Origin of the sequence: Kribbella sp. NPDC049227 (genome assembly GCF_043197265.1) — a bacterium.
Taxonomy (GTDB): domain Bacteria; phylum Actinomycetota; class Actinomycetes; order Propionibacteriales; family Kribbellaceae; genus Kribbella.
In genome coordinates this window covers 182,795-199,861 of record NZ_JBICST010000007.1, presented here as the reverse complement: position 1 = coordinate 199,861, position 17,067 = coordinate 182,795, and the positions used below count along the sequence as shown (strand labels likewise).

Annotated in this window: 18 protein-coding genes, 1 tRNA gene and 1 pseudogene; 13 read left to right on the top strand and 7 right to left on the bottom strand. The window is 66.9% G+C overall.

Features of this window, described 5'->3' with window-relative positions:
• Positions 1-108 precede the first annotated feature (108 nt).
• Positions 109-1,206, top strand: coding sequence for an ankyrin repeat domain-containing protein (locus ACGFH6_RS30435; protein WP_393390846.1), 1,098 nt, complete (start codon positions 109-111; stop codon positions 1,204-1,206).
• 22 nt (positions 1,207-1,228) lie between these two features.
• Here ACGFH6_RS30435 and ACGFH6_RS30430 read toward each other — a convergent pair whose 3' ends face one another.
• Positions 1,229-2,950, bottom strand: a complete 1,722-nt coding sequence (locus ACGFH6_RS30430; protein ID WP_393390844.1) for an aminotransferase class V-fold PLP-dependent enzyme — start codon at positions 2,948-2,950, stop codon at positions 1,229-1,231.
• A gap of 93 nt (positions 2,951-3,043) precedes the next feature.
• Between ACGFH6_RS30430 and tenA the strand changes: the two genes are divergently transcribed.
• From tenA to ACGFH6_RS30380, 10 genes and pseudogenes are all read left to right on the top strand, one after another.
• Positions 3,044-3,706: a thiaminase II gene (gene tenA, locus ACGFH6_RS30425; RefSeq protein ID WP_393390842.1), complete on the top strand. Its 663-nt coding sequence runs from the start codon at positions 3,044-3,046 to the stop codon at positions 3,704-3,706.
• Positions 3,703-5,250, top strand: a complete 1,548-nt coding sequence (locus ACGFH6_RS30420; protein ID WP_393390840.1) for a phytoene desaturase family protein — start codon at positions 3,703-3,705, stop codon at positions 5,248-5,250. The genes tenA and ACGFH6_RS30420 overlap by 4 nt, the downstream gene beginning before the upstream one ends.
• Before the next feature lie 59 nt (positions 5,251-5,309).
• A tRNA-Lys gene (locus ACGFH6_RS30415) sits at positions 5,310-5,385 on the top strand.
• 241 nt (positions 5,386-5,626) lie between these two features.
• A complete protein-coding gene (locus tag ACGFH6_RS30410; RefSeq protein WP_393390838.1) occupies positions 5,627-7,057 on the top strand; it encodes a helix-turn-helix domain-containing protein in 1,431 nt (476 codons plus the stop codon).
• Between the two features lie 90 nt (positions 7,058-7,147).
• On the top strand, positions 7,148-7,633 hold the full coding sequence (locus tag ACGFH6_RS30405; protein WP_393390836.1) for a hypothetical protein: 486 nt from the start codon (positions 7,148-7,150) through the stop codon (positions 7,631-7,633).
• 637 nt (positions 7,634-8,270) lie between these two features.
• A complete protein-coding gene (locus tag ACGFH6_RS30400; protein ID WP_393390835.1) occupies positions 8,271-8,561 on the top strand; it encodes a helix-turn-helix domain-containing protein in 291 nt (96 codons plus the stop codon).
• 109 nt (positions 8,562-8,670) lie between these two features.
• On the top strand, positions 8,671-8,997 hold the full coding sequence (locus ACGFH6_RS30395) for a lytic transglycosylase domain-containing protein (RefSeq protein ID WP_393390833.1): 327 nt from the start codon (positions 8,671-8,673) through the stop codon (positions 8,995-8,997).
• A gap of 35 nt (positions 8,998-9,032) precedes the next feature.
• On the top strand, positions 9,033-9,239 hold the full coding sequence (locus tag ACGFH6_RS30390) for a hypothetical protein (protein ID WP_393390831.1): 207 nt from the start codon (positions 9,033-9,035) through the stop codon (positions 9,237-9,239).
• 63 nt (positions 9,240-9,302) lie between these two features.
• A pseudogene (locus ACGFH6_RS30385) lies at positions 9,303-9,599 on the top strand (C40 family peptidase); the annotation flags it as partial.
• Between the two features lie 16 nt (positions 9,600-9,615).
• Positions 9,616-10,161 (top strand): hypothetical protein, encoded by a 546-nt coding sequence (locus ACGFH6_RS30380; protein ID WP_393390829.1) that lies wholly within the window; start codon positions 9,616-9,618, stop codon positions 10,159-10,161.
• Positions 10,162-10,307: 146 nt separating this feature from the next.
• Here ACGFH6_RS30380 and ACGFH6_RS30375 read toward each other — a convergent pair whose 3' ends face one another.
• Positions 10,308-10,757, bottom strand: coding sequence for a hypothetical protein (locus tag ACGFH6_RS30375; RefSeq protein ID WP_393390827.1), 450 nt, complete (start codon positions 10,755-10,757; stop codon positions 10,308-10,310).
• Positions 10,758-11,157: 400 nt separating this feature from the next.
• On the opposite strand from ACGFH6_RS30375, the gene ACGFH6_RS30370 reads away from it, so the two are divergent.
• Positions 11,158-11,307, top strand: coding sequence for a hypothetical protein (locus ACGFH6_RS30370; protein WP_393390825.1), 150 nt, complete (start codon positions 11,158-11,160; stop codon positions 11,305-11,307).
• A gap of 559 nt (positions 11,308-11,866) precedes the next feature.
• Here ACGFH6_RS30370 and ACGFH6_RS30365 read toward each other — a convergent pair.
• The 4 genes from ACGFH6_RS30365 to ACGFH6_RS30350 form a co-directional block, all read right to left on the bottom strand.
• Positions 11,867-12,196: an Lsr2 family protein gene (locus tag ACGFH6_RS30365; RefSeq protein ID WP_393390823.1), complete on the bottom strand. Its 330-nt coding sequence runs from the start codon at positions 12,194-12,196 to the stop codon at positions 11,867-11,869.
• 104 nt (positions 12,197-12,300) lie between these two features.
• Positions 12,301-12,939, bottom strand: a complete 639-nt coding sequence (locus tag ACGFH6_RS30360) for a hypothetical protein (RefSeq protein WP_393390821.1) — start codon at positions 12,937-12,939, stop codon at positions 12,301-12,303.
• A gap of 560 nt (positions 12,940-13,499) precedes the next feature.
• The gene (locus tag ACGFH6_RS30355; protein WP_393390820.1) at positions 13,500-13,748 is read right to left on the bottom strand and encodes a hypothetical protein; all 249 of its coding nucleotides are present in this window, start codon (positions 13,746-13,748) and stop codon (positions 13,500-13,502) included.
• A gap of 195 nt (positions 13,749-13,943) precedes the next feature.
• Entirely contained in the window at positions 13,944-14,150 is a 207-nt protein-coding gene (locus tag ACGFH6_RS30350) for a hypothetical protein (protein WP_393390819.1), read from the bottom strand.
• A 378-nt stretch (positions 14,151-14,528) separates the two neighbouring features.
• Between ACGFH6_RS30350 and ACGFH6_RS30345 the strand changes: the two genes are divergently transcribed.
• Complete coding sequence (locus tag ACGFH6_RS30345) at positions 14,529-15,161, top strand: helix-turn-helix domain-containing protein (protein WP_393390818.1); 633 nt, start codon at positions 14,529-14,531, stop codon at positions 15,159-15,161.
• A gap of 735 nt (positions 15,162-15,896) precedes the next feature.
• On the opposite strand, the gene ACGFH6_RS30340 is transcribed toward ACGFH6_RS30345, so the two are convergent.
• On the bottom strand, positions 15,897-17,048 hold the full coding sequence (locus ACGFH6_RS30340; RefSeq protein WP_393390816.1) for a hypothetical protein: 1,152 nt from the start codon (positions 17,046-17,048) through the stop codon (positions 15,897-15,899).
• Positions 17,049-17,067 lie beyond the last annotated feature (19 nt).

Genomic DNA, 17,067 nt, shown 5'->3' with positions numbered 1-17,067 from the left:
GTGACGGCGGCCACCGGCTGCACGGCCGCCTCACCCCCTACTCCGACCGCTCAGCAGACCCCTAGCCAGCCCACCCCGACCGCTCAGCTCACTCCGAGGACCTCTCCCGTGCCGACCGACGACACTCTCGACACCCAACTCATCGCCGCCGCCTGGAAGAACGACGTCGCCGGAGCCCGCCGCCTGATCACCGCCGGCGCCGACGTCAACGCGGTCGACGACACCGTGCAGAGCGCCTTCCTGATCGCCGCCAGCGAGGGCTACCTCGACCTGCTCGACCTGACCCTCCAGCACGGCGCCGACGTCCGCAGCCTCGACAGCTACCGCGGTACGGCGCTGATCCGCGCCGCCGAACGCGGTCACGCCCCCGTGGTCGCCCGCCTGCTCCGCGCCGGTGTAGCCGTCGACCACGTCAACCGCCTCGGCTGGACCGCCCTCCACGAGGCCGTCCTCCTTGGCAAGGGCACCCCGCAGTACGTCGACACCGTCCGGCTGCTCATCGCCGCCGGAGCAGACCGCGACCGCCCCGCCGAGCGCGACGGAACCACGCCAGTGCAAGGTGCACAGAAGCTCGGTCAGACCGCCGTGACCGCCGTACTCACCACCGAGCGCCCGACCTCCGCAGCCTCCGCCCTGCTCGCCGCAGCCACGGCAGGCGACGCGAACAAGGCCGCCGCCGGGCTTGCAGCGGGAGCGCCGCTGGAGTCCCGTGACGGCCACCGGCGTACCGCTCTCCTGCTGGCGTCCCTGAACGATCGCGTCGACGTCGCCCGCCTGCTGGTCGGCCTCGGCGCGGACCCCGACGCGCAGGACGACCGCCGCGACTCGGCCTGGCTCGTCACCGGCGTCACCGGCAGCGTGGCGATGCTCGAGACGCTCCTCCCGGCGAACCCGGACCTGAAGCTCCGCAACCGCTTCGGCGGCGTCTCGGTGATCCCGGCGAGCGAACGCGGTCACGTCGCCTACGTCCGCCGCGTCGTCCAGACCGGGATCGACGTGAACCACGTCAACGACCTGGGCTGGACCGCACTGCTGGAGGCCGTGATCCTCGGCAAGGGCACCGAGGCGTGGCAGGAGATCGTCCGCATCCTCCTCGCCGCGGGCGCCGACCCGTCGCTTCCCGACGGTGACGGCGTGACGCCACTCCAGCACGCGCGCAGCCGCGGGTACGACGAGATCGCGGCGATCCTGGAGGCTGCGAACTAGCCGCTCAGCGCCTCACCCGTTGTCAGTCGTGGCTCAAACACCTCGACGGGAGGTCGAACCACCTCAGGTGGTCGAACTCGGAGTTCACCGTGCCCTCATGGTGGCTGCTCTCCTCCTGACAGGTGGACAGCAGGTCCCGCGCCTCGGCGAGGTAGTCCTGCAGGGCCGACTCCGGCGCCGTATGGTCGTGGCGCGGATAGCGCAGCGTCCCGTCGGCGTCATACCCGACCTCCGACAACCGCAGCGGCGGCTCGACCGCGCCGCGGTGATGCCGCCACAACCCGTTGGCGGGATCGAAGCGGTAGTCACCCAGGAGCCGCCAGCCGTCCCGCGCGACCAGCTTCACCGCCTCGACGACGTACTCGAAGACCGCCTCAGAGATGAAGTAGTTGAAGTTCACCCGGACCCAGCCCGGCTTGATCCCCTCGCACCCGTGCATGACCTCTTCTTCGAACTCGTGCGACTGCACCAGGTCGATCCCGAGCAGGGTGTGGCCGTACGGGCCCGCGCACGAACACCCTCCGCGCGACTGGATGCCGAACAGGTCGTTCAGCAGCGCGACCACGAAGTTGTGGTGCAGGAACCGTCCGGAGGGTGCCTTCACCACGAACGAGACGATCGACAACCGCTCCGCGTCCAGGTTGCCGAGGATCTGGATCTTCGGCTCGCTCTTCCAGGCCTCGACCGCGCGCCGCAGGTACGAGTCCTCGTGCGCGCGGATCACGTCGATGCCGACCGCCTGTTTCAGCTGGAACGCGAGGCCGGCCCGGATCGACCCGATGATCGCCGGCGTGCCGCCCTCCTCCCGATGCACCGGGTCGTCGATGTAGCGATGCTCCAGCTGGTTCACGTACCGCACCGTTCCGCCACCGGGTACGTCGGGGACGCGGTTGTGGAGCAGTTCGCGCCGGGCGACCAGTACGCCGGGGGTGCCGGGACCGCCGATCAGCTTGTGCGGGCTGAGGAAGATCGCGTCCTTGTAGGACAGCGGGTCGACGTCGCGGCCGGCGTACATACCGATCTCGACGTACGGCGCCGCGGCGGCACAGTCCCAGAACGACAGAGCGCCGTACTGATGGAGCAAAGCCGAGACCCGCTGCGTGTTGCTGACGATGCCGGTGACGTTGCTGGCCGCGGAGAACGATCCGATCTTGAGAGGACGTGCGGCGTACTCGATCAGTCTCTGCTCGAGCTGTGGGATGTCGATGTGGCCGTCGTGGTCCTGGCTGATCACGACGACGTCGGCGATCGACTCACGCCACGGGAGCTCGTTGGAGTGGTGCTCGTACGGCCCGATGAACACGACCGGCCGCTGGTCCCGCGGGATGTGGTCGGTCAGGTGGTAGGTGTCGTCCAGCTCGGCCGGGATGCGCAGGCCGAGGATGCCGATCAGCTTGTCGATCGCGCCGGTCGCGCCCGAACCGCAGAAGATCAGGGCGGTCTCGTCGTCGCCGCCGACGCTGTGCAGGATGATCCGGCGGGCGTCCTCACGCAGGCGGGTGGTCTGCAGACCGGTGCCGCTGGATTCGGTGTGGGTGTTCGCGTACCGCGGCAGGACCTCCTCTCGGATGAAGTCCTCCAGGAACGTGAGCGCGCGCCCGGAGGCGGTGTAGTCCGCGTACGTGACCCGGCGCGGACCGTACGGGCCAGGCATCACCTGGTCGTCCCCGATCACCGACGCCCGGATCCGCCGCAGTAACGGTGTATCCGGCGGCGCCTCGACTCGCTCCCCCTGGATCGTCATGACTCAGGGTAGAGCGGTCGAGTGACCTACGTCTCGTGTCCGAATCGCGTGCTGTGGATAAGGTCGGTGCCAGTCGACGGCGAGGGAGTTGGGATGACGTTTTCCGGCGAGCTGTGGGACCGCGGTGGCGCTTCCGTGTACGACGAGATCGTCCGGCATCCGTTCATCACCGGGCTGATCGACGGGACTCTGGACCACGACGCGTTCCGTTACTTCATCGTCCAGGACAGTCACTACCTGCGTGCCTACTCGCGTGCACTCAGCCTGGTCGCCGGCCGCGCGGTCGACGAGGACGCGGTCAGCATGTTCGCGCTGCACGCCGCCAACGCGATCGCGGTCGAACGCTCGCTCCACACCTCACTGCTCGGCTCGCTCGGCATCTCCGCGGCCGATGTCGACGCTGCGGGGTCCGGACCGACGACAACGGCGTACATGTCCTATCTGACCGCGGTCTGCGCGACGGGCACGTACGCCGAGGCCGTGGCCGCCGTACTGCCCTGCTACTGGATCTACCGCGACGTCGGCCGCGAGCTGCTGAAGCGGTCGTCACCGGACCCGCTCTACCGGCAGTGGATCGAGACGTACGGCTCGGACGAGTTCGATGCGGTGGTGGAGTCGGTGCTGGCTGTGACGGATGGTCTGGACGTCAGTGCCTCCGAGCGGGAACGATGTCATCAGCACTTCGCCACAACCTGCCGCTACGAATGGATGTTCTGGGACGCCGCGTACCACAAGCTCGATTGGCCGGTCGGATGATGGACTTCTACGACGTCGTGATCGTCGGCGGCGGGCACAACGGCCTCGTCGCCGCCACCTACCTGGCTCAGGCCGGTCTGACCACACTGGTCCTCGAGCAGCAGCCGCACACCGGCGGCGCCGCTGTCAGCCAGCAGGTGTTCCCCGGAATCGACGCCAAGCTGTCGCGGTACTCGTATCTGGTCAGCCTGCTGCCCGACAAGGTCGTCGCCGACCTGGGTCTCGGTCTCGACCTCCGGTCCCGCGCGGTGGCGTCGTACACCCCGGTACGCCGCTCTGGCCGCGACCTCGGCCTCCTCGTCGAACGACCGGAGGGCCCGGCTACCCGCGCCTCGTTCGCCGCCCTGACCGGCAGCGACGCCGAGTACGACGCTTGGACGTCCTTCTACGGCGCAGTCGGCTCACTGGCCGCCGCCGTCGCGCCCACTCTCCTTGAGCCGCTCCAGTCGGCCGCGGACATGCGCTCCCGGGTCGACGCCGCGCTGTGGGACGAGCTGATCGAGCGGCCGTTCGGTGAGTCCGTGGAACGACGGTTTGCGGACGACACCGTGCGTGGGGTGGTCGCGACAGACTCGGTGATCGGGACGTTCGCCGGGCTGCACGACGAGTCACTGATCCAGAACCGGTGCTTCCTCTACCACCTGATCGGCAACGGCACTGGCGAGTGGCGGGTGCCGGTCGGCGGCATGGGTGCGGTGACGGACGCTCTGGCCGCCGCTGCCCGGCGTGCCGGTGCGAGGCTGGTCACCAACGCGTCGGTGACGTCTGTCGAGGCGGACGGCGTACGCGGATCTGTCACCTGGCTGGGCGGAGACGGGGAGCGATCGGTCGACTGCTCCTACGTGCTGTCGAACGTCGCTCCGGCCACGTTGGACGCGCTGCGTGGTCGTCCTGCGGGTGATCGACCCGAGGGATCGCAGCTCAAGATCAATCTGCTGCTGTCGCGGCTGCCGGCGTTGAAGTCGGGCGACGATCCGGCGCGGGCGTTCGCCGGGACGTTCCACATCGACGAGGACTACAGCCAGTTGGAGTCCGCTTATCAAACGGCTGCTTCGGGGGCGCTGCCGTCGACGCCACCGTCGGAGGTGTACTGCCACTCGCTGACGGACCCGTCGATCCTCTCGCCGGAGCTGGTTGCCTCCGGCCACCACACGCTGACCGTGTTCGGGGTCCACTTCCCGGCCCGATTGTTTGCCTCAGACAACGATGTGGCACGGGCCGAGGCGGCTCGCCGGGTGCTGGCCGGCCTGGACTCCTACCTGGCCGAGCCGCTCGAGGACTGCATCGCCCGCGACGCCGACGGGAACCTGTGCATCGAGGCCAAGACGCCGTACGACATCGAGGAATCCGTCGGCATGCCAGGCGGCCACATCTTCCACGGCGACCTCCAGTGGCCCTGGGCCACCGAAGACGCCGACACCGGCCGCTGGGGCACCGAAACCGACGTCGCCAACCTCCTCCTCTGCGGCTCCGGCGCCCGCCGAGGCGGCGCCGTCTCCGGCCTCGGCGGCCACAACGCCGCCATGACCATCCTCACCCGCTAACCGATTTCGCATCTCCCCCGCCGCCCTGCTACGATCCTCATCGTTCCAAAGCACCACAAGCGCCGCTAGCTCAATTGGCAGAGCAGCTGACTCTTAATCAGCGGGTTCGGGGTTCGAGTCCCTGGCGGCGCACCAAAGCCCAGGTCACGAGAGTGCCCTGGGCTTCGTCATGTCCGCGACGCACTCGTTACGCACTCATTTGCCGAGTGCCCACAGCGAACCGGTCGCCGCGCAGCCACTGAACGACCAGTTGTCACTCTTCATCTGATCGTGACTGTGCGTCACATCACACCAGTTCGCACTGATGCTGACTTCGCAGATTCTCGGCCCCGGCCGGCGTTGAGCAGCCAACCATCACACCGGTTGGAGGCCTGAGATGGCGAAGCCACCGCTACCCATCGGATCGTGGGGCGAGATCTCGACATGGGTCGTTCAGACCGACACCAAGGGCAAGCCCGTCAAGTACAAGTCGCAGGCCAAGTTCCGCGACCACGACGGTCACGTCCGCCAAGTGTCGAAGTACGGCAAGACCAAAACCGCGGCCGAGCGTGCCCTGCAGCAGAAACTCCAGGACCGCGCCAAGACCAACCAGTCCGGCGAGCTCACCGCGATGCACAAGATCAGCCACCTCCTCGACCTCTGGGAGAAACGCTTCGAGCGCCTGGTCACCGACGGCAAACGATCCCCCACATCCCTCGAGACCTACCGCCGCGCGATCAAGAACCACGTCCGCCCAGCCCTCGGCGAACTCCGCATCGGCGAAGCCACCACACCACGCATCGACACCGTCCTCACCAAGATCAAGACCACCGCCGGCGCCTCAACCGCCAAGACCTGCCGAGCGATCATCTCCGGCACCATGAAACTCGCCGTCCGGTACGGCGCGATCTCCGTCAACCCTGTCCGCGAAGCCGACACCATCGAAGCCCCGCCCAAGCAGCCACCCCGAGCCCTCACCACCGAAGAAGTCCAACTCCTCCGCAAGAGCCTCGCCGCCGACGACTACGCCCACCAAGCCGACCTCCCCGACCTGACCACCTTCATGCTCGCCACCGGCGTACGCATCGGCGAAGCCCTAGCCGTCCTCTGGTCCCAAGTCGACCTCGAAGCCGGCACCGTCGAAATCACCCACACCATCGCCCGCCTCAAAGGCGAAGGCCTCATCCGCAAGACCACCAAATCCAAAGCCGGCCAACGCCTCCTCCACCTCCCCAACTGGGCCATCGCCACGCTCCGCACCCGCCAAACGGCCGGCATCCGCCTCGACGACCCCATCTTCGCCGACACCCTCGGCGGATACCGCGATCCCTCCAATACCCGCCGCGCCCTCCGCACCGCCCTCTCCCCCATCGGCAACACGGCCCGCCGCGACCTCGGCCTAAGCCTCCGCGCACTCCGCCGGCAAACTGGAATGACCCGCAGACAGGTCGCGGAGACCCTGCGTTGGCCCCAAACCAGGATCGAGCTCGTCGAAACCGGCCGCATCAAGGTCGACCACGACATGGTCGCCACCCTCGTCGCGAGCTACGGCATCGGCCTCGAGCACCATCACCCCCTACTGGCTCAGATCCACGACGCCACCCAACCAGCCGAATCCGACAAACTCGCCTGGATCCGCTCCCACGCCCTCCGCAAAACCACCGCCACCGCCCTCGACCAAGCCGGCCACACCGCCCGCCAAATAGCCGACCAACTAGGCCAAGCCAAAGTCTCCATCACCCAAGACATCTACATGGGCCGACAAGCCGCCAACCCCGCCGCCGCGCGCGCCCTCGAAGATGCCTTCGAAGACCCCGAGCTCCCCTGACAGCAGTCTCGGCGCTGTGGTTCAGCCCGCAGTGAGCGACTCTGCGGCAATCAACTCGCCGGTCGCGACGGCTGCTGAGACACTCAACCGGTGAGCAGTTCGACCGAACTACCGTGGCCTCTACCCGACCCACGAGCACGCCTATACGTCAGCGAGTTCGCCGACATGCACCAGCTCGTCAGGCCTCTAGAGATTCCCGATTCCATCCCGACGGACACCGCTCGGGCATTTGAGACAGCCCGGGAGCTCCTCCGGTTCAGCTTCTACCGCTACGAGTTCGCGGCGGTGGCGGTATCGACCTCGATCATCGCCATCGAGGCGGCCCTCAGGGATCGGTACGGCGGGACCAATCTGGCGACGATGGTCACAAAGGCACTCGAGGACGGCATCATCGACGAAGGACAAGCCGACCATCTCAACACCGGTCGCCAGATCCGCAACCGGTACGCACACGGCAAGACGATGCATCCGGCCCTGCCGATTACGTGGGCGGTCCAGCTCGTGAAGACCTCCCTGGACGTGATCGCCCTGTTGGTGAGCAACCGTGACACGCAGCAGACAGAGGTGCCTTCGTAGATGTCGAGGATCTTCCCGGTACAACCGAGGGCAGATCGGGTCCCCACCCCGATCTGCCCTCTGACCTGCAGTTTCATGCTCATCGCATCTCGACACTGATGGCCGCTTGTCAACGCCCCACGGAGCAGTCACGGAGCAGACGACCGGCCGTCGACACAGAAGAACGCGCAGAAGGCGAAGTGCTGTCCTGCTCAGATCTGCGCAACAACCAGTCGGCCGAGGTGGCAGGAATCGAACCCGCGTCCTTCAAACCGGACTGGTCGGGAATGCTTGGCCAATACTGGATCCCCTTGCACCACAGCGTCTTCGTGGTTGCCGGTGGTTACCCGCCAACGGCGAGATCGCCCTGGGTTTCGTGGAGACTGAATCACTCGGATCCGGCCTCGGTGAGGACGGGTGGTTTGAGGGTGGTGCCCGGTCGTGATGTCGGCCCAGTCGAGACCATCCGCGGTCGCGCTACCTCAGGCTGCGGGGCGATGTTCTCCCTTGGATCCAGCCAGGGGTTGTGACCCGGTTCGGCCATCGACTCCTCAATCACCGGATTACCCCTTGTTGCTCACCGGGCGACAATACCTAGCCGTGAGGCCTTACGATCGAAATGGTGCATGTTGTTGCAGAAAGCCCCCATCGTGAGCCGATGGGCACGATGATGGTTGCCGTGAACCCCGGAATCGAGAAGCTCTTCGAGCGCTACGGCGACAAGTGCCTGACTCCGGAACAAGTCGGCGAAGCCCTCGGACTCGAGACCAGGTCGATCCGCCGACAGCTGCGCGCCGGGGAACTGCCCGGCTACCGGCTCGGCACCGGCACCAAGGCCCAATGGCGCCTCGTGAAGTCCGAAGTGATCGCCGTACCGAGAACCCGCTGGAACCAAGACCAACACCACGATCTCCAAGCCACCGTCGCGGCCACCGACAGCAAGGAGTAGACGACGGCGCGAGGGACGGATCCGCCGCCGGCTGATCGGCCTGGCGGCGGTGACAGCGGTCGCTGGCGCCGCAGGCTGCGCTCCTCCCAACCTCACCCAGCCCAGTGGTGTGCTCGACTCGATCATCGCCGCGGCGCTGAAGATCGGCACCGTCCCCGCCGCCTACCAGGAACTCGTGGTTGCCGCGGGCGAGGTGTGCCCAGGCGTGTCCGCGCCGCTGATCGCGGCCCAGATCGAGCAAGAGTCCGGGTGGAACCCGAACGCGACATCCCCGGTGGGCGCGCAAGGCTTGTCGCAGTTCATGCCGGGCACGTGGGCCGAACTCGGCCGCGACGCCAACGGCAACGGCGTCAACAGCCCGTTCGACCCGCCGACGCGATCGACGCACAGGCGCGCTACGACTGCCAGCTCCTCGCCCAGGTCAACGCCTACCTGAAGTCCGGGCGGATCACCGGTGACCCGACCGACCTGATGCTGGCGGCATACAACGCCGGCATCGGCCGCGTCCTCGATGCCGGCGGAATCCCCAGCCAGCTCCCGGTCGAGACCCAGCAGTACATGACCCGGATCCGCAACCTGATGACCAAGTACGCCGGCGTCACCCTGTCGCCCGGCGGCACCGGGAACGTGGCCGCGGTCAAGGCGGCCGCGCGGTGGATGGGTACGCCGTACGTGTGAGGCGGCGGCGACCTCGAACACCCCACCGGCCTCGGCCGCGACGGCCGCGGCCCCGGCTGGGACTGCTCCAGCCTCACCCGCCAGGCCGTCTGGATCGCCTCCGGCCGCACCCTCCAGATCCCCCGCGTCAGCAGCGCCCAAGCCACCGCGGGCCGACCCGTCGAACCGAAGCTCGCGGCGATGGCCCCCGGCGACATCATCGCCTTCTCGATCCACGGCGGCGGCATCGACCACGTCGGCATCTACGCCGGCAACGGCACCATGATCCACGCCCCACGCACCGGCAAGAACGTCGAACAGGTCGATCTCACCGACGCCTACTGGTCCAAGCTGCCCTGGACCGTCAGGAGGTTCCTGTGAGCACCCGAGTCGTGCCGTGGCCGTCGCTCTCGTACTCCTCACCGGCGGGTGTGGCGGCAATGAGAGCCAGCACACCGACCCCACACCGACTGCCGCGCAGTCGACGGGCACCCCCGGGACGCCGTCGACGACGCCCGTCACACCTGAGCCGATCCCTCCAGGCAACCCGACCGAGACACCGGCCGACGGGCTCCCCCGGCCATCGCAGGTCAACGGACTCGACGCCTCTGTGGTCGCCGCCACCGTCGCCGCGATCACCTACCGGTACGACACCGCGATCGACCACTCCCCCAGCGACGCCCAACGCCGCGCGAAGCCATGGCTCACAGCCGAGCTCGCGCGCCTCCTCGAGCTCGGCCCGGCCGCCGCGCCCGGCGCGGAATGGAGCAGCTGGGCTCAGCACCACGCCTACACCACAAGCACCGCAGCCGACGCCACCGAAGACGGCGCCCCACCCGACTCCGCCACGCGAGCCGACCGCACCATCGCGGTCACCATGCACCCGATCGGCCGCGACCACTGGCGCGGCATAAACAGCAGTACGCCCTCTTCATCGAGCTGACCCGCAACAACTCTCGGGCTGCCTGGAAGGTCAGCCGCCTGCTGGTGCAGGAGTAGGACGGGCCGGATCATGTGGCGGCGGTCACGCACGCAGCTCGCGGCGTGCGGAGATGAGGTCATCGATGTAAGAGTCGACGGCGGCATCGATCATCGCTTCCTCCTGTTCGTGGAACTCCTGCTCGACTCGGTCGAGATGACCACGAGCGAACCTTCTAGCTCACCGAGCTCCAAGTTGCCGAACAGCTTGCCGCCAGTGGCGATATCTAGTCGACCGCCCGGCAGGTTGCGTAGGGAGCGGTTCGTCTTCGGATCGTCGCCTGGCTCTGCGCTGTGCTCTTCATCGAAGAGAGCCTCGTCCAGGTGCTCGAGAGCGTTCCTAACATTTCGAAGCAACGGATCTTCGTCGGGGATGGGTTTACCACGCTCTTTCGCGAGGCGGCGTGCCCATCGGTCGAGTTGATGGATCGACCACACAAGGGTGTGATCTTCTGTCCACCGCTGCCGCCAGACCCGACTTGCCACCTCACCGAGGTCTCGATCCCATTCACGGTCGAGCTGTCGGTTGAGCCTCGCCGATTCCCGGCCTACCTCTCGCACCCGATCTACTTGGCGCAGAACGGACTCACTCCAGGAGTGCACCATGAGCACAACAACGTCATCCGCGTTAGACACCACGGAAGCCTCTCATTTAAGAGTGGTCTCTCGTCGCTCGGCCGCAGGCCAGCGGGTGGGGTCGTACGGCTGGCACGACCCACCTCGCTGCTAGCCACTGCAGTAGCGCTGAACCGCAGGGTGAGGTACGTGCTTGCCGTCACTGCGGCGCAATGAGGGCGACCGCGCCAACCCGTGCGCTCACGTAGTGGACCCCGACCACCACCTGTCTGCGACGCCAGCGGCTGGGAGTCGTATCAGGAGCCAGGTATCTCGCTCTGAAGATCATGGCGGCCATCGGCCGCGACGTCGCGTGCTGCATTCGGGTGTGTCTGGGGAGGAAGCTTTGAAGAAGGTGCTGGTCGGTCTGGCCGTCATCGCGATCGGTGTGGTGCTCCTCGTGGTCAAGATCAACTACGAGCAGGGCAAATCGAGTCGCCAGCAGGAGCAGATCGACAACCAGAACATGTGCCAGATCGTGGGCTGCAGTAAGTGACGAGGGGGGACTGGCACTGGCTGTCTATCGGCTGGTGTGCTCTGGTGTCAGTCGCGATCGCAGCGGTGTTTGGGCACAAGGTCCACTGGGCGAAGGACACGCTCTGGCATGAGCGGCTCCGGCACTACGTGGTGATGGCTCTGGCCGGGACCGCTGTGGGGTGGGCGTACTTCTACGTCGCCCTGCCGCTCGGGGCAGCCGGGGTAGGGGTCATGGTCGTCCCGCTCGGGGGTGGATCCTCGGGCTGTTCATCCTCTGCTTCGTGGTCTGCCTGCCGTTCACCGGGACCGCCTGGCTGCATATATGGATGTTCGAGCACATCCTCCAGCCGAAGATCCGCCAGCGGTGGGACGATCAGCGCAAGGTCGAGCGACGGATACGCCGTGCACAGCTTGGGATCCCGCCGGAGGACAACTGATTTGGGCCCCTGGCCCGACCTCGCCCAGGTAAGTGAACGGCGGGGACTATCGGAGGCGGCAAGGCGTTCGTGGCCTCACGTGTCCAGTCCACGCGCACAGTCTGCCCTCCACCAGTGGGCCGATCATGCCCTGGCTCGAAGTCAGGACGCGGCGCTGTAGGCGTCGCGGATATGGCCCGGCACGCGGCCGCGGTCTGCGACCTCGTACCCGTTCTCGCGTGCCCAGGCCTTGATCTGGCGGGCCTCCGGGTCTCCAGCTCGTTGTGCACTCCTGCCCCGCTGGGCCTTCACAGACCGGGCTGCTGCGATGTACGGCGCAAGAGTCTTCCGCAGTTTCGCCGCGTTCTTTGCCTTGAGGTCGATCTCGTACGACGTGCCATCGAGCGCGAAGCGGATCGTTTCGCCTTTGCCCCTGGCGATGTCGGAGCCGTCCAGGTCGTCGATTAGCTGGATTTCGGTTCGTCGGACCATCCTGGTTCTCCTGCCGGGCTGAAGCGGATGCTGCACACAGCATCGGGCATTGTGGGCTCCGCCAAAGATCAGGCGCGCGAGCCAGCGCCGAGGCGGAGCAAACCTCAGCCGTTGTCCTCCTCCGATGGCTCCTCGTACTGCTCAGTGAAGTACTCGTAGAAGGCGGCGTTGTCCCACGTCGCCGGAACGAGCTCGGGCGTTGGCCCAATGGTCATTGCCGCGCGTGGCTCGCTGAACCGAAGCAGATCGAGCAGGTATTGGTAGTTGCGGTTGACGAGGGCTGGATCGGTTGACCAGAGGCCAAACTCGATGTGCTGCCGTGCGGCATAGGTCCAGTTCGCCGAACCCATCCAGGTACGGGTGGGGGTGAATCGCATGATGTCGCCGGCAAACTCTTCGTCGTCCTCGTAGTAGGTAGTAACGCCCAGCACGAGCAGCTTTGAATGGAGCAGCGGCCGCGGCCGCTCGCCTTGCCCGGGTGCCTTCCATCCTGCAACTCGCACTGGTCCGAGATCGACGGGGTCGAGTGGGCCGCTGTATGGGTGGATGATCGGGCCGGCGCCGTGCTGGTCCGGTAGGGCGAGCTCTTCGAAGCCCTCGAGGTACGCACTGGACAGAGGCACTCCGGTCTGCGCGAGCAGCTCAACGGCGTCGCGGCGGGGTTGTTGCTTGTCGACGACGACGCAACAACGCCCTAGACCTCCAAGCGCCGTGGCAACCTGCCTGTCGGTGAAGTAGGGCACGCACCCGATGCCTGCTGGCGTGGGCAGGAGCCGAGACCAATACCCGCTGGCAGCTGAGGCTCGATGCTCATCGATTCCTCTGATCAGATCTTCGACGACGCCTGACCCGTGCGAGACGCTGCAACCAGGCGTTGTTCCCCAGTCTCCCGCTGGCATCGTCGGAAACATGTCGAACGTACCTGGGAGCTCCGATTCCATATCGCTGACGCTACCGGCGCCCGCAGTGTCGCTGTATCCACATCTTCGCAAGTCACCGTACCCGGGCGGCTGCAGCTCGCCGCTCACGCGCTACCGACCCGGAGGGCCCGGACCGGCGGGCTCTACGCTCTACCCCCGCGGTCTATTCAACGAAGCTCGGAGCGACCATGCCGACGATCAACTGGGACACCGTAGTCACCTCTGGCGCTACGGCCGTCTTTGTCGCTCTGGCGATCGAGTACCTCGTGAAACCGCGGCTGGAGGCGCGCAAGGACCGATTCCTCGGAGTGCTGCTGGCACGCCGGGAGCTCCTGGCGGTGATCACCAAGCTGACGCTGGAGGCAAAGATGTATGGCGAGGAACTACCCGCCACCGCACCGCCGGACCTTCAACGAGCGTGGCGAGACGAACGCACGCGGCACTACGAGGCCCTGCAGAGCGAGTCCCGACAACTGCTCGACAACGTCGCCCGCTACGCACACGCCTGCCCCCGCCAGCTCGACGACGTCCTGATCGGGTACGTCACGACCGTCCACCGGCATCATGATCTCGATGCGGCCGCGCCACCGAAAGGCCGCGCACGTCGCCGCCCTGGGGATCCCGATAGCCATGGCTCTCGAGGTGCCACCGGGGTGGAGAATTTGGTCTCTCGTGCGGATGGGCCTTGCACAGCAGGAAGTACGGCGGATGCTCACCAAGATCCAGGACGACTCGGTCGCACCGAGGTCGACACCGGCCGAGGACGCCAGCCGCCCGGCTCCCCGAGCGAGTTCATGACGCCGCACACCAACTCTCGACACGACCCGCTAGCCCTCGTTGCGACGGGTCAAGGACGCCAGCGGAGCCGCCTGGCAGTCCTTAGGAGCGAGCGCGGTCGCCCACTCGATGCCGTCCGGCCCGAACTGTTCAACCACCCAACGCATGGTGCGCAGGTATGCCAGGTACCGCAGATAGCCGAACAGGCCTGCGGAGAAGATGGTGACCGCTGTGACGATCAGCATGAGTGTGGGCATGGGAAACCACCCCTCGGGGGTCGTTCCCGGTTCCCAACTCCGGGGAGCTGCAGCGTAGTGCCGGATCGGCACATACACACGCCTGAGGCAGCAGGGGGTCAATCTGAAGTTGCGCCGCAGACTCTACCAGCGCGGCCCTATTTTCCCCGCCAGCGTCGGGGGTCGGGGTGAAAGTTGCGCGAGCTGATCTACAAGCAGGAACGGGTCGCATCGGCCCGGCAGTCGGGGAAGACCGCGCACCGGCCCCGAAAGCTCACGCCCTAACTCGAGGAGGACCTGGCCGGCGAGTTCGCCACTGGTCAGGCGCCGGTCGAGGAACTCGCCACGACGTACGGCGTCTCCAGGGCCACGGTGTACCGGATCGCTCGCGACCACCAGGTGAAAAACAATGCCCGCCGCACGTTCACCCCGACCGGCCGGGGCAAGTCACTCACGCCCGGCCAGATCGGCACCGCGCGGCGGCTGAAGGCCGACGGGCTGTCCATCCGGGCGATCGCCGAAGCGATCGGCTCCAGTCGCGCCACCGTGCACCGCGCCCTCACCGACACCAACGGCCCCATGGCAGTGATCACCACCGATCTGGCGGCAACCCTGGCCAGCACAACCGCGGAAGGCCCCGCCGGTCAAGGACGCCTCGTATGTCCGGGCTGTGGCAGCGTTCCGGACGGAGAGATCGCCGCCGCGCGGCTGCGAGACGAATTACAGACTGAGTCGTGGTCAACCGCGGGAACCGATCCCGGCCGGGTCGAGGTCACGCGGCACTGCGGCCGGTGCCAGCCCCACACCGTCTACGCAATCGCTTGCCTGGCCTGCGGCGACGGCCCACTCCTGACCGGCGAACTCGTCGAGCTCGCCCGCGAAACCGAACCCCAGCGACCACCCGAAACAGTCGTCGACCAGCTCACCGCGACCGGCTGGCGCTGGGCCACGACGACGTCCGGCGACGGCTGGGTCTGCCCAGAACACACCGGGTCGCCGATGGCTGACCGGATTGGATGGACTGGGCCATGAGCACCGACTCCGACGCCGAACAGCACTACTGGCACATCAACGACGGACGCGGTCGCGGCCGCCGGTGCCCCTACGAAGGAGAGGGCCGATAAACTCAACACGGGGCGTCTACGCGTTCGTGTGCGCCAGGTGCGAACCTTGCCAGCGAACACGGCCTGCGACCCGACGCCCCCGAGCGTCGCCGGACCGTACCGCTGCCAGCGGTGCGGCTGCGAGATCCAGCAACCCTCAACACGCTGGCCGGGGCTGACCACCGAAGACCACGCCGAACTGACCGGCCAAGGTCCGCGACGAGTTAGCCATGTGATCGACATACTCGACTGCGGCCAGTGCCAGCTACACACCGTCTACGCCCTGGCCTGCCTCGTGTGCGGCGACGGGCCGCTCCTGACCGGGCGGCTCGCCTAACTGCGCCCGCGATGACGGCCCCCAGCAGCTGCCAGACATCGTGAGCAACGAGCTCATCAACGCCGGGTGGCACTGGTCCGAACAGGCCTCATGGCCGCGGGTGGGTCTGCTGCCAGCCTGCGCCTCGACCTGCGGCCGCAGACATCGGCGGCTGTGCGCGACGAACGCCCTGGCTGACTTGACGCTCACTTCCCCCGTCGGCAGCGAGAGCCTCGGCCTGGTTGCTCCAGCGCGACTTCCACATGCCGCCGTGGTGTGGCGCTTTCGCTGGCCGACCGTCGCCGGTACCGCGGCCGTCCCGGATGTCGATGCGCGACTGGGCTGCTGTCAGCGCCAGTCGAGGACGAAGAGCTTGTCGATCATCTGCGCGAACTCCGCAGGTGGCTCCACCTTCGTGGGCGTGGAGCCCGGCTTCACGTCGGACACGTAGTAGTCCCGCTTCTCCTCCTGCACGGACAGGAACGCGAACTTCTGCCCGTCCGGCGCGATCGCCAGGAGGTAGTTGTTGCGGTCGTTGCTCGGCAGGATCGGCGTACCCTCCTTCGCGTTCGATGTGAGGTCCAGCGTCGAGAAGCGCTTGTCGGGTCCGCTGCACAGCACCGTGTCGTCGTCGATCCAGCCGACCGAGCTCGATTCCACACAGGGTGCTGGCTTCGCTTGCTCGATCGCGTTCGGGTCGATCACGCCGCCGGGTTTGGCATCGAGCAGCTTCTCCTCGGCCAGAACGCGTCTGCCTTCCGGTGACAGCCGAGCGCTGCTGCTCGCCACCGCGGTACCGGGCGTTCCGACGACGAAAAGGTGAGCCTCGCTGAGATGCTCGATCGGCTGGTCACCGACCGGCTTGTGGTCTCCGTCGACCGGCCGGTTCGCGATGTGGTCTTCGCCGTCGACGTCACTGGTGAACCAGACCGCCTCACCGTCCAGCGCCATGGCCGCGTTGTCCTCGTGTGGCGTGTTGCCGAAGTCTTCTTCGCCGGTGAGGTCGGTCAGCTTGCCCGAGCGGTCGACGTAGCCCACGTGCGTCGCCATGCTCTTCGGGTCTTGAATCACCACAGCCAGCTTGGTGAAGTCCCGATCGAAGAGCGACCTGACCGCGAGGATGTCATTGCTGCTGGTCAGATTTGTCGGTGCGCAGAGATCCTCGAGCGCGGTGCCGGGCCGGACCTTCTCGGACTTGGTCAGCACGGTGTCCGGCAGCTGGAATTCCGCGTGCGCCTTCTTCTCCAGGCTTTGCGCGTCCCAACCGTCGAGGGTGACGGTTCCGCCACCGCTGTCACCCGCCGGCGTGCACTGCGCCGTGACAACCATGCCACGTTGAGAGAAGTCGTCATCGGCCTTCGGCGTCGACGAGCTCTCACCCTGGCTCTTGCCGCCCTCTGCCGCAGGATCGGGCTGATCCTTTCCGGACGAACAGGCAACGAGACTGACCGCCAGCCCCAGCGAAAGAAGAACCGCACTCACCTTCGGTGAATTGATCATGCAGCTACCCCAGATACTC